Origin of the sequence: Nocardioides sp. GY 10113 (assembly GCF_004919105.1) — a bacterium.
Classification (GTDB): Bacteria; Actinomycetota; Actinomycetes; order Propionibacteriales; family Nocardioidaceae; genus Nocardioides.
The window spans coordinates 17723-28680 of the sequence record NZ_STGK01000013.1 but is presented as its reverse complement, the minus strand read 5'-3'; the positions used below and the strand labels follow the sequence as shown (position 1 = coordinate 28680).

Below are 10958 nucleotides of genomic sequence, written 5' to 3'. Positions count from 1 at the left end.
AGGAGGAACCGTGATCCGAAGGTCGAGAAGTCTGGGCGCGCTCGCCACTGCCCTGACCCTGACCCTGGCCGTCTCCGGATGCGGCCGTGACGACGACAGCTCGGCCGGGTCCGCGCCCGGCGTCACCGACGAGGCGTGTCCGGACGCCGTGGACGACAGCAAGGGCTGCATCTACCTCGGCACCCTCACCGACCTCACTGGTGTCTTCAAGGGGGTCGGTGAGCCGTTCACCGCTGGGCAGAAGGCGTTCTGGGACGGCATCAACGAGGCCGGCGGGATCGGCGACTACGAGGTCAACGTGACCGAGTACGTCAAGGACACCGGCTACGACCCGGAGAAGCACGCCGAGCTCTTCAACGAGATCAAGGACGACGTGCTCGCGGTCGCCCAGTCCCTGGGCACCGCCCAGACCAACGCGATCCTCGAGGACGCCAAGAGCGAGTCGATCCTGGTCGGCCCGGCGTCGCTGGGCTCGAACTGGATCTGGGAGGACGTCGCGATCGAGGTCGGCACCAGCTACTGCGCCGAGGCGATGAACGTCGTCGACTACGCCGCCGACCAGGGTGCGAAGTCCATCGCTGCGGTCCACTTCCCCGGTGACTACGGCGACGACGCGATGGTCGGCGCGCGGATCGCCGCGGAGGAGCGGGGCCTGAAGTTCACCGACATCACCACCGGCACCGTCGACGGGGGTGACGACCAGTCCGCGGCCGTCGGCGCGCTGCTCAAGGCGAAGCCGGACTTCGTGATCATCTCCACCGGTCCGCTCGAGGTCGCCACCGTGATCGGAGGTGCGGCGCAGAAGGGCTTCACCGGCCGGTTCGTGGGCTCCATCCCGACCTGGAACACCGCGATCGTCGACTCCCCGGCGGGTCCGGCGATCGAGGCGCTCTACATGCAGGCGACGTCGTTCCCGACCTGGAACGCCGACACCCCGGGCCAGGAGAAGATGCGCGAGTCCGCCGGCGACATGGCGCCCAACGACTGGTACGCGATCGGCTACGGCAGCGGCTACGTGATGAAGGCGATCCTGGAGAAGGCGATCGACGACGACGCGCTGACCCGCGACGGGATGGTCGAGACGGCCAACAGCCTGACCGGCATCGACAGCGAGGGCACCCTGCCCGACGGCACCGGCAACTGGGCCGGCGACCCGAACGAGGACGCGGTCCGGGTCACCCAGCTCAACGCCGTCGACCCGAAGGCGGAGGACAAGGTGAAGGTCGCGGTGGAGCCGTTCACGGGGCCGACCGCGGAGTCCTACGAGTTCACCGAGCCCTGCTACCTGATGAAGTGACCCGCCGCTGACGGCAGATCACTGAGCGCCTGAGCGGCCCGCCACGCGACGTGGCGGGTCGCTCTGCGCGTTTCAAGCGTGGCTCCTGGGGTGCAAGTTACTGACGGGTCGGGGCGTCCTAGCGAAGAAGCCCGCGCAACTCGACGCCGTTGGTCCCTTGCCGCCACGCGTCAGGTGCTGTTTGGTGGCTTCATGAGCGCACCGCAGACTCCGGCCGCTCCGGCCGGCACCAAGGGCAACAACACCGTCAAGATCGTCGCGATCATCCTGATGGCTCTCGGGGCGATCTTCTTCGTCGTGGGCATCGGGACCTACGCGATGGTCTCCAACACGCTCGCCGACGAGCAGATCACCGTCTCAGACGACGCCGACTTCCTCGGTGGCGACGACGTCGATGGTCCCTTCAGCGCCTACGCGCAGGCCGACATCATCGCCAAGCACGCGGAGGAGATCGCCGACGGCAAGACCTACGCCGAGCTCGCGCAGGACGACGAGCGCCGGCCGACGGTCATGAACGCGTCGTTCCTCCGCGCCAGCCTCTTCACGTCCGTGGTCGCCTTCGGCGTCGCGGCGCTCGTGGCCGGGCTGGGCGTCCTCTTCGCGCTCGTCGGCTGGGCGATGCTCAGCCTCTCCAAGCCCGCGACCGAGTAGCGCCGACGCGGCATCGGCGGTGGCGGACGGCCCGCTACCGCCGGTGCCATGCTGCGGTGAGCCTCAGGAGGTCGGCTTCACGTCGAGGACGACCTCGAACTCCAGCAGGTCCGCCCCGGTGGAGACGGGCCTGCGCGGCGCCTCGCCCTCCGGCGCCGCGTGGGCGGCGCGTGCGTCGCCGTCACGCCAGGCGACGAACGACTCCTCGTCGGCCCAGTGGGTGACCACGAAGTAGCGGTCCTCGCCGGCGGTGGGCCGGAGCAGCTGGAACCCGAGGAAGCCGGGCGATCCCTCGACCGCGCCGGCGCGCGCGGCGAAGCGCTTCTCGAGCTCGGGTCCGGCCTGGGGTGGCACGGAGATGGCGTTGATCTTCACGACCGACATGCTGTGAGCCTACTGATCGTCGGTGGCCCAGGTGCGAGCGAAGCGAGCCTCGAGGGTGGTTGAGGTGCGAGCGAAGCGAGCCTCGAGGGTGGTTGAGGTGCGAGCGAAGCGAGCCTCGAAACCACCGGACCGGTCAGGCCCGGGCGCTGCCGCCCCAGTTCGACAGCTTCACCGCGATCTCGTGCAGGCGGTCGTCCGCGACGTCGGCCACCTCGAAGTAGAGCTTGGCGTGCACGTCCGGGTTGCGGCCGAGCGACACCGCACCCGCGTCGGGCAGGTTCTCGATGATCCGCACCAGGCGGTTGCCGATCCGACCCAGCTGCGACGCGTGGTCGTCGCTGAGCTGGCCGAGGGCCTCCGGCTCGCGGTGGTGCAGGGTGAGCCCCAGCCTGTCGCCGGCGTCGTGGCGAGCGAGGACCCAGATCTCGTCCTCCCAGACGATCGACGCGGGGTCGACACCGGGAACTTCCAGGGGCGTCTCAGCAGACTCCAACATGGCCACACTGTGCCACCCCGCGGGGCCTGGCGGGGCGGCACCCCCCTGATTCGGCTGGCCGCCCTGTTGCCGCCGCCCCTCACCCCGCCGGGTCGAGCCGGCGCGCGGCGTCCGCGCGCCGTCACTAGGCTGGACCCGTGACGCTCGCGAACATCCCGCCCGCGCCGGCCCTGCCCGGCGCCCGCCACCTTCACTCGGGCAAGGTCCGTGACCTCTACGAGCTCACCGAGGGCCCGCACGCCGGCAAGCTGCTGATGGTGGCCAGCGACCGCCTCTCGATCTTCGACTTCGTGCTGGACACGACCATCCCCGGCAAGGGCGAGATCCTGACCCGGATGTCGCTGTGGTGGTTCGAGCAGCTCGCCGACCTGGTGCCGAACCACGTCGTCTCGGCCGACCCGGCAGACCTCCCCGCCGCGGTCCGCGGCCGCGCCGTGATCTGCGAGAAGCTGGACATGCTTCCGGTGGAGTGTGTCGCCCGCGGCTACCTCACCGGCTCCGGGCTGGTCGACTACCGGGCCACCGGCGAGGTGTGCGGCGTCGCACTGCCCGCAGGGCTCGAGGACGGCAGCCGCCTGCCGGTGCCGATCTTCACCCCGGCCACCAAGGCCGAGCTCGGCGACCACGACGAGAACGTCTCCTACGCGGCCGTCGCGGCGACCGTCGGGGAGGAGCAGGCGGCCGCGCTGCGCGACCTGACCCTGGCCGTCTACGGACGGGCCGAGCGGATCGCCCGCGAGCGCGGGATCATCCTGGCCGACACCAAGTTCGAGTTCGGCACGCTTCCCGGCGGCTCCGGCGCACTGGTGCTGGGCGACGAGGTGCTCACCCCCGACTCCTCGCGGTACTGGCCGGCCGACGAGTGGCAGCCGGGACAGACGCAGCCGTCGTACGACAAGCAGATCGTGCGCAACTGGGCGCTCTCGCCCGAGAGCGGCTGGGACAAGCCGTCCGGCGAGGCGCCGCCCTCGCTGCCGGAGGCCGTCGTGGAGCGGACCCGCAGCCGCTACATCGAGGCCTTCGAGCGCCTCACCGGCGAGACGTTCTGAGCATCCCGGTCACTCGAACGGGTTCGGAAGCGCGCCGGGCAGGCCGCCCAGCAGCTGGCGGGCCTGCGCCGCGCTCTTGTGCTCCACGAGCACCTCGTACCGGGTGGCCACCACCTGGGTGATCGAGGAGAAGTCGCGGCGGCCCCGGCTCATCGCGTAGCCGACGAGCGCCATGATCACGCCGAAGCCGGCGCCGATCAGCATGGTCGAGACGATCACCGCGAAGACCCCCTCCTCGGTGAAGAGGCTGAAGATCAGGCCGACGAACAGTCCGATCCACAGGCCCGACATGATCCCGCCGATGGCGACCCGGCCGGTGGTGAGGCGACCGGTGATCCGCTCGATCCGCTTCAGGTCGGTGCCGACGATCATGCACTGCTGCACCGGGAACTTCTGGTCGGCGAGATAGTCGACCGTGCGCTGCGCGGCGGCGTAGTCGTCGTAGACCGCCAGCGACTGCGGAAACTGCAGCCGGAGGGGCGATCCGGTCATTCCAGCGCGCGCGAAGTTGCTCACCGGTCCAGTCTGCCGCACCCGAGGTCGTCCGACGAGGGTCACGCCCGCCCGATGCGGTTCCCGGGCCTGATCGGCCCTATGATCTGCGTCGTGGCCCGAGTCGTCGTAGCCGTCATGCCCAAGCCCGAGATCCTCGACCCCCAGGGGAAGGCCGTCCAGGGGGCGTTGCCCCGTCTGGGCTTCACCGGGGTCGCCGACGTCCGTCAGGGCAAGCGGTTCGAGATCGAGTTCGCCGGGGAGATCACCGACGAGGTGCTCGCCGAGGTCGACAAGATGGCCGAGACGCTGCTCTCGAACCCGGTCATCGAGAACTACACGGTGAGCGTCGAGCAGTGAGGATCGGCGTCGTCACCTTCCCGGGCTCGCTCGACGACACCGACGCCCAGCGCGCGGTGCGGATCGGCGGGAACGAGGCCGTCGCTCTCTGGCACGGTGACGCCGACCTGAAGGGCGTCGACGCGGTCGTCCTGCCCGGCGGCTTCTCGTACGGCGACTACCTGCGCTGCGGCGCGATCTCCCGGTTCGCCCCGGTGATGACCGAGGTGGTCGCCGCCGCCGGTCGCGGCATGCCGGTGCTCGGCATCTGCAACGGCTTCCAGATCCTCTGCGAGTCCCACCTGCTGCCCGGCGCGCTGATCCGCAACGACCACCGCAAGTTCGTCTGCCGCGACCAGCTGCTGCGCGTCGAGAACAACGCGACGCCCTGGACCTCCGCCTACGCGGCCGGCCAGGAGATCCGGGTCGTGCTGAAGAACGGCGAGGGCGGCTTCGTCGCCGACGCCGAGACCCTGGCCCGGATCGAGGGCGAGGGCCAGGTCGTCGCCCGCTACCTCGAGGTCAACCCGAACGGCTCGATGAACGACATCGCCGGCGTCACCAACGACCGCGGCAACGTGGTCGGCCTGATGCCGCACCCGGAGCACGCGGTCGAGGCGCTGACCGGCTCCGGCACCGACGGCCTCGGGTTCTTCACCTCGCTGGTCGAGGGTGCCTTCGCCTGAGCGGAGCGTGACATCCGGCTGAGCCCGGTCGCCCGTACGGCGGCCGGGCTTCGTCGTACCTGGTGCGGCTCTCGCGGCGGTCAGGAACCCGCCGGTCGCTGGTCGGGAACCGGCGGGGCGGCGGGCTGGCGGGCGCGACGGCCGCGGGCGAGCACCTCCGGGAGGTCCTCCGCGCTCCGCGGGCTGCGGTGCTCGCCCCCGTGCTGTCCCTGGGTACGACGGCTGAGCACGAACGCGAGCACCTGGGCCACCGCGGCCCACAGCTCACGGGGGATCTCCTGGCCGACCTCGGTGGAGCGGTACAGCGCGCGGGCCAGCGGCACGTCGCGTACCAGCGGGACCCGGGCCTCGGCCGCCTTCTCGCGGATCTTCGCCGCGATCGCGCCCGCCCCCCGGGCCACGACGCGGGGGGCGCCGCGCTCGGGGTCGTAGCGCAGCGCCACAGCCACATGGGTCGGGTTGACCAGCAGCACGTCGGCCTCGGCGACGTCCGCGATCATCCGGTTCCGTGCCGCGGCCAGCTGCCGGCTCCGGATCGCGCTCTTGACCAGCGGGTCGCCCTCGGACTGCTTGTGCTCCTGCTTGATCTCGTGGAGGCTCATCCGGATCTGCTTGCCGATCCGGCGGCGCTGCATCGCGTAGTCGGCCACCGCCATCACCAGGCCGGCGACGCCGACGGTCAGCAGCAGGTTGGTGACCTTGTTGTCGACCTCGCTGAGCACCAGCTGGATCGGCATGAAACCGCCGACCAGCGGCATGATCTCGCGCACCGCCTGGTAGGCGATGACGGCGACCACCGTGCTCTTGATCAGGGTCTTCGCGAGCTCCCACCACGCCTGCGGGCCGAACATCCGCTTGGCGCCCTGGATCAGGTTGAGCTTCTTCAGGTTGGGCTTGACCAGCTTCGGCGCGAAGTACATGCCGCCCTGGGCCACCGCGGAGAGCACGCCGATCACCATCACCGAGGAGCCGAGCAGGAGCAGCGTGACGAAGACGTGGCGAGCGGCCTCGCCGAGCAGCACCAGGGCCATCTCCGGCGTCGGGTCCTGGAGCGCGCGCAGGTGCCCGTGCATCATCGTGGTCATCGCGTCGACCTCGCGGTCCATCAGCGGGCCGAGCAGGAGGGCGACCGCGAGCAGCCCCAGCCAACCGCCGAGCTCGGGGGTCCGGGGGACCTGGCCCTCCTTGCGCGCCTCCTTCTTGCGCTTCGGTGTGGGCTTCTCGGTCTTCTCGCCGCCGGCGTCCTTGCTCATCGACTCCTCACCTCCTCACCCCGCGCCGACCATCGTCGACATCGCCTCGTTGGCGAGGTCGACGATCCGCGAGACCACCTGCGGCAGCAGCGGGAAGGTCAGGCCGAGCAGCAGCAGCGTGAGCCCGATCTTGGCCGGGAACATCACGTTGAGCGCGTTGAGCTGCGGCGCCACCTTGGTCAGCAGCGCCAGCGCGAGGTCGGCGACGAACAGCACGGCGATCATCGGCATCGCGATCTGCACGGCGACGAGGAAGAACATCGAGAACGCGGTGATCAGCAGGTCCGACCACCCCGAGACGTCCGGCAGGCCGGCCGGGCCGCCGAGCGGGACGAAGGTGAACGTCTTCAGCAGGCCGCCGATCACCAGCAGATGACCGCCCGAGACCAGCAGGAGGGCGATGGCCAGCTGCTGGTGGAACCGCCCGAAGACGGTGTTGCTGTTGGCCGTCAGCGGGTCCCAGGCGCTGGCGACGGCGAAGCCGCCGAACAGGTCGACCAGGGAGCCCGCGGCGGCGATCGCGGCGAAGAGCAGCATCGTCACGTAGCCCATCGCGACGCCGATCAGCACCTGGGTCAGCGCACTGACCAGCAGCTCGATGACCGTCGACGGCAGGGCGCTGGACGCCAGCGTCGGGGCCATCGCCATCGAGAGCCCCAGCGAGATCACGACCTTCGCCGCCGTCGGCACGGCCCGCGTGGAGAACGGTGGCACCACCACGAGCCAGGAGACCACCCGCAGCGAGGCCAGGAGCAGGGCCAGCAGCGGGGCACCGTCGACCGTGATCGTCATCTGCCGGGCCGGGCTCAGGAGAGCAGGCCGGGGAGCATCGCGAAGAGCTCCACGGTGAACGCCATCAGGGTGTGCAGCATCCAGTTGCCCGAGACCAGCAGCGCGGTGCCGACCGCGACCAGCTTGGGCACGAAGGAGAGCGTGACCTCCTGGATCTGGGTCATCGACTGGAACAGCGAGATCGCGAAGCCGACGGCCAGCGAGGTGGCGAGGATCGGCGCGGAGAGCTGCATCGCGACGAGCATCGTCTTCATCGCGATCTCGATGATGGCGGTGTCGGTCATCCGCCACCTCCGTACGAGGAGACCAACGACCGGATCACCAGCGCCCAGCCGTCGACCATCACGAAGAGCAGCAGCTTGAACGGCAGCGAGACCATCACCGGCGGCATCATCATCATGCCCAGGCTCATCAACGCCCCGCTGACCACGATGTCGATCACCAGGAACGGGATGAAGATGATGAAGCCGATGATGAACGCGTCCTTGAGCTCGGAGAGCACGAACGCCGGGATCAGGGTGGCCGTCGAGACGTCGGCGCGGTCCTCGGGCAGCTCACGGTCCGCGACGCTGGTGAGCAGCTTCAGCTCGTCGTCCCCGGTGTTGTCCAGCATGAAGTCGCGCAGCGGCTCCAAGCCGTCGTTCCACGCCTGGGAGGTGCTCTTCTGGCCGTCGAGGTAGGGCTGGACGCCGGCGTCGTTGATGGCGCCCAGCACCGGAGCCATGATGAACAGGCTGAGGAACAGGGCCAGCCCGGCCAGCACCTGGTTGTTCGGCGTCTGCTGCAGGCCGAGCGCGTTGCGGGTCAGGCCGAGGACCACCAGGATCTTGGTGAAGCTGGTGCAGGTCAGCATGATCGACGGCAGCAGACCGAGCAGGGTCAGCGCCAGCAGCATGACCAGCCCGTTGCTGGGCTTGTCGGTCAGGCCGCCGATGTCGATGGAGACGGTCGCGTCCCCGGTCGGACCGTTCGGCCCGTTGGGGCCCGTCGGCTCGGCGTACGCCGAGACCGGCAGCGCGAGCAGGGGGACCAGCAGGCCGACGAGGACCAGGAAGGCGCGGCGCGCGGCGCGCAGGCCGCGGGGCGGGGACGGGCTCATGGGTTCGTGTCCGAGAGGGGGAGCGCCGGTCAGGCGACGTCGGCCCGGTCGGCCCGGTCGGCCCGGTCGGCGGACTCGGACCGGGACGCGCCCGCGCCGCCGAAGTGGGCCAGGGTCTGCTTCCAGGTCTGGGGCGAGAGCAGGGATCCGCTCAACGGCCCGGCCGCGGCGCCGCCCGTGGTGCCGGCCGCCGCCCTGGCCAGCGGCGCGGCGCCGGCGCCGGCGTCGGCCGCGGCGAGGCCGTCGGCGTCGAGCAGCTCGTCGGGCTCCAGCTCGGCCAGCAGGGAGACCTGGTTGTCGGTGGTGCCGACCACCAGGACGCGACCGCCCACGGTGACCACCGCGACTCCGGTGGAGCGCGTGATCTGCTGCCGGGCGACCACCTGGACCGGTGCGCCGGCGGCGGCGGTGAAACGGCGGTTGACCAGGCGGGCGATCAGCAGCAGCAGGCCGACCACGAGGGCCAGCGAGCCGATCAGGCGGAAGGCGAGCTCGGCCATCCCGGGAGCACCGTCCAGCACGGGTCAGCCCGCCGCGGCGGCGTCGACGATCTCGGTGACGCGCAGACCGAAGTCCTCGTCGACCACCACGACCTCGCCGCGGGCCACGAGCCGGCCGTTGACCAGGAGGTCCGCGGGGCTGCCCGCGGCGCGGTCGAGCTCGAGGACGGCGCCCGGGGTGAGGGCGAGCAGGTCGCGGACCGTCATCCGGGTCCGGCCCAGCTCCACGGTGACCTCCATGTCGACGCCGTGCAGCATCTCCAGGCCGCGGGCCATCCGCGGCGGCGGCGGGGTTCCGAACGCGGGGACGAACGGCTCGGCGGGCCGGTCCGCCGTCCCCGCGTCGGCCGCAGCTCCCGGCTCGGCCGACGCCCCCACTGCGACGGCCACCGGGGTGCGGGCCCCCTGCGCGGACGCGTGCGACAGCAGGACCGCCGCGGCGATCCCGGTGCCGATCAGGGGGACCGCGAGGAACGGTCCGCCCAGCACGGCCGCGATGTCGAAGCCCTCGGCCGACAGGTCGAGGGTGCGCGCCTGACGGGCCTGCGCGCCCAGCTGCGCTGCGGCCAGGTCCAGCGCGGGCTGGACCGCCGCAGCCAGGTCGAGCGTCCCGAACGGGCTCTCGGCGAGGGCCTCCACCAGCTCGGTGCCCACGCAGATCACCAGCGGACCGGGCACGCCGCCGTCGAGGTCGGCGGCGACGGCGCCGGCGAAGGCGGCGGTGACGTGCACCGTGCCCTCCTGCGCCGGGGCGGTGGTCAGCGGCGCCTGCGACGGCAGCGCGGTCGCGACCGCGGCCGCCAGTGCCTCGGCGAGCTGCTCGGGTGCGTCGGTCATGCGTTCTCCTCGGGGGTGTTCACGATCAGTGCCGCCTGCCGGTGGCCCCGGGCTCCGGGGGTGGCGTGGGCGAAGGTGGTGCCGGCGACGCTGACCTCCAGCGGCGCGGAGGACGGGTGCCCCAGGTGCAGCACCGCGCCCGGCTCCAGGCCGGCGATGGTCGCGGGGTCGAGCCGGAAGGACCGGAACTGGACCGAGACCGCGACCGGGACCTCGGCGAAGTGCTGCTCGAGCAGCTGCGACGAGTGGGCGCGCTGCGCGCGCTCGCGGTCCGACATCGCGCCGGGGCCCGTGGAGTGGGCCAGATAGGGGAGCAGTCCGCTGAACGGCAGGCAGACGGTCAGCCGGTGGTCCTGGTCGCCGATCCGGAGGTCGAAGGTGACCACGACCATCACGTCGGCAGCACCGGCGACCTGGGCGAACTGGGGGCTGTACTCGATGCCGGTCGGCTGGGGGTCCAGCGTCACGATGCCGCTGAGGGAGTAGCGCATCTCGGCCAGCAGCCGGTCGACCAGGCCGCGGATCACGCCCTGCTCGATCTCGGTCAGCGGCCGGTTCGGCTGGCTCGCCGACCCCGGCCCGCCGAGCATGTGGTCGATGCACGACATGGTCGCGAACATCGGGATCTCCAGCACGCCCGTGCCGGGCACCGGCTCGGCCGAGAACAGCGTCATGAAGGTCGCCGAGTCGAGGCTGTCGACGTACTCGGCGTAGGAGCGCTGCGCGATGTCGACCAGGCTCACCGTGCAGACGGTGCGCAGCGAGCTGGTGAACACCGTGGTCGCCTGGCGCGCGAAGCCGTCGAAGCCGAGCTGCAGGGTGCGCTGGTGCTCACGGGAGAGCTGGATCGGCCGCCGGAAGTCGTACGGCGTCGCGTCGACGCCGCGGGTGCGCCGGCGGGTGCGCTGGCCGGAGGCCACGGCGGGTGGTGTCACGCCTGCCTGATCGTCGCCCGCATCCGGGACCTGAGGCACAACGTCGACCCTGGGACCCTGTGGGCCCAGGTTTGGGACCCCTATGGCTCGAAGGAGCCAGGAGGGGTGGGACGAAAGCCCTCCACGCCCGGGATCCGGTCCCGGGTGC

General features: G+C 71.3%; 15 protein-coding genes. 5 read left to right on the top strand and 10 right to left on the bottom strand.

Going from position 1 to position 10958, the window contains the following annotated elements:
- Positions 1-10: 10 nt before the first annotated feature.
- Positions 11-1297 (top strand): ABC transporter substrate-binding protein, encoded by a 1287-nt coding sequence (locus E8D34_RS15550; RefSeq protein ID WP_168929470.1) that lies wholly within the window; start codon positions 11-13, stop codon positions 1295-1297.
- A gap of 192 nt (positions 1298-1489) precedes the next feature.
- The gene (locus E8D34_RS15545; protein WP_136595567.1) at positions 1490-1948 is read left to right on the top strand and encodes an aromatic ring-opening dioxygenase LigA; all 459 of its coding nucleotides are present in this window, start codon (positions 1490-1492) and stop codon (positions 1946-1948) included.
- Between the two features lie 63 nt (positions 1949-2011).
- Here E8D34_RS15545 and E8D34_RS15540 read toward each other — a convergent pair whose 3' ends face one another.
- Positions 2012-2332: an antibiotic biosynthesis monooxygenase gene (locus E8D34_RS15540; protein WP_136595566.1), complete on the bottom strand. Its 321-nt coding sequence runs from the start codon at positions 2330-2332 to the stop codon at positions 2012-2014.
- A 133-nt stretch (positions 2333-2465) separates the two neighbouring features.
- Positions 2466-2828, bottom strand: a complete 363-nt coding sequence (locus tag E8D34_RS15535) for a hypothetical protein (RefSeq protein ID WP_136595565.1) — start codon at positions 2826-2828, stop codon at positions 2466-2468.
- 137 nt (positions 2829-2965) lie between these two features.
- On the opposite strand from E8D34_RS15535, the gene E8D34_RS15530 reads away from it, so the two are divergent.
- Positions 2966-3877: a phosphoribosylaminoimidazolesuccinocarboxamide synthase gene (locus E8D34_RS15530; protein WP_136595564.1), complete on the top strand. Its 912-nt coding sequence runs from the start codon at positions 2966-2968 to the stop codon at positions 3875-3877.
- Positions 3878-3886: 9 nt separating this feature from the next.
- On the opposite strand, the gene E8D34_RS15525 is transcribed toward E8D34_RS15530, so the two are convergent.
- On the bottom strand, positions 3887-4369 hold the full coding sequence (locus tag E8D34_RS15525) for a general stress protein (RefSeq protein WP_136595648.1): 483 nt from the start codon (positions 4367-4369) through the stop codon (positions 3887-3889).
- 114 nt (positions 4370-4483) lie between these two features.
- Between E8D34_RS15525 and purS the strand changes: the two genes are divergently transcribed.
- Positions 4484-4729 (top strand): phosphoribosylformylglycinamidine synthase subunit PurS, encoded by a 246-nt coding sequence (gene purS, locus E8D34_RS15520; protein ID WP_136595563.1) that lies wholly within the window; start codon positions 4484-4486, stop codon positions 4727-4729.
- Positions 4726-5394 (top strand): phosphoribosylformylglycinamidine synthase subunit PurQ, encoded by a 669-nt coding sequence (gene purQ / locus E8D34_RS15515; protein ID WP_136595562.1) that lies wholly within the window; start codon positions 4726-4728, stop codon positions 5392-5394. The genes purS and purQ overlap by 4 nt, the downstream gene beginning before the upstream one ends.
- 80 nt (positions 5395-5474) lie before the next feature.
- On the opposite strand, the gene E8D34_RS15510 is transcribed toward purQ, so the two are convergent.
- Genes E8D34_RS15510 through E8D34_RS15480 form a run of 7 tightly spaced genes read right to left on the bottom strand, consistent with a single transcriptional unit; the run spans position 5475 to position 10810 of the window.
- The gene (locus E8D34_RS15510) at positions 5475-6647 is read right to left on the bottom strand and encodes an EscU/YscU/HrcU family type III secretion system export apparatus switch protein (protein ID WP_136595561.1); all 1173 of its coding nucleotides are present in this window, start codon (positions 6645-6647) and stop codon (positions 5475-5477) included.
- 15 nt (positions 6648-6662) lie between these two features.
- Positions 6663-7439 carry a flagellar biosynthetic protein FliR gene (locus E8D34_RS15505; RefSeq protein ID WP_136595560.1) on the bottom strand — a complete coding sequence of 259 codons (777 nt, stop codon included), beginning with the start codon at positions 7437-7439 and terminating at the stop codon, positions 6663-6665.
- Positions 7440-7453: 14 nt separating this feature from the next.
- On the bottom strand, positions 7454-7723 hold the full coding sequence (locus tag E8D34_RS15500) for a flagellar biosynthetic protein FliQ (RefSeq protein ID WP_136595559.1): 270 nt from the start codon (positions 7721-7723) through the stop codon (positions 7454-7456).
- Positions 7720-8538 (bottom strand): flagellar type III secretion system pore protein FliP, encoded by an 819-nt coding sequence (gene fliP / locus E8D34_RS15495; RefSeq protein ID WP_136595558.1) that lies wholly within the window; start codon positions 8536-8538, stop codon positions 7720-7722. The genes E8D34_RS15500 and fliP overlap by 4 nt, the downstream gene beginning before the upstream one ends.
- Before the next feature lie 29 nt (positions 8539-8567).
- On the bottom strand, positions 8568-9059 hold the full coding sequence (locus tag E8D34_RS15490) for a flagellar biosynthetic protein FliO (RefSeq protein WP_136595557.1): 492 nt from the start codon (positions 9057-9059) through the stop codon (positions 8568-8570).
- A gap of 3 nt (positions 9060-9062) precedes the next feature.
- Positions 9063-9875 carry a flagellar motor switch protein FliN gene (gene fliN / locus E8D34_RS15485; protein WP_136595556.1) on the bottom strand — a complete coding sequence of 271 codons (813 nt, stop codon included), beginning with the start codon at positions 9873-9875 and terminating at the stop codon, positions 9063-9065.
- Positions 9872-10810 carry a flagellar motor switch protein FliM gene (locus E8D34_RS15480; RefSeq protein WP_240771390.1) on the bottom strand — a complete coding sequence of 313 codons (939 nt, stop codon included), beginning with the start codon at positions 10808-10810 and terminating at the stop codon, positions 9872-9874. Before E8D34_RS15480 ends, fliN begins: the two co-directional genes overlap by 4 nt.
- Positions 10811-10958 lie beyond the last annotated feature (148 nt).

Excerpts from the sequence above, each read along its gene's own strand:
- fliN (WP_136595556.1), bottom strand. The coding sequence starts at position 9,875 with ATGACCGACGCACCCGAGCAGCTCGCCGAGGCACTGGCGGCCGCGGTC.
- E8D34_RS15525 (WP_136595648.1), bottom strand. The coding sequence starts at position 4,369 with ATGACCGGATCGCCCCTCCGGCTGCAGTTTCCGCAGTCGCTGGCGGTC.
- E8D34_RS15545 (WP_136595567.1), top strand. The coding sequence starts at position 1,490 with ATGAGCGCACCGCAGACTCCGGCCGCTCCGGCCGGCACCAAGGGCAAC.
- E8D34_RS15535 (WP_136595565.1), bottom strand. The coding sequence starts at position 2,828 with ATGTTGGAGTCTGCTGAGACGCCCCTGGAAGTTCCCGGTGTCGACCCC.
- fliP (WP_136595558.1), bottom strand. The coding sequence starts at position 8,538 with ATGAGCCCGTCCCCGCCCCGCGGCCTGCGCGCCGCGCGCCGCGCCTTC.
- E8D34_RS15505 (WP_136595560.1), bottom strand. The coding sequence starts at position 7,439 with ATGACGATCACGGTCGACGGTGCCCCGCTGCTGGCCCTGCTCCTGGCC.
- E8D34_RS15540 (WP_136595566.1), bottom strand. The coding sequence starts at position 2,332 with ATGTCGGTCGTGAAGATCAACGCCATCTCCGTGCCACCCCAGGCCGGA.
- E8D34_RS15500 (WP_136595559.1), bottom strand. The coding sequence starts at position 7,723 with ATGACCGACACCGCCATCATCGAGATCGCGATGAAGACGATGCTCGTC.
- E8D34_RS15510 (WP_136595561.1), bottom strand. The coding sequence starts at position 6,647 with ATGAGCAAGGACGCCGGCGGCGAGAAGACCGAGAAGCCCACACCGAAG.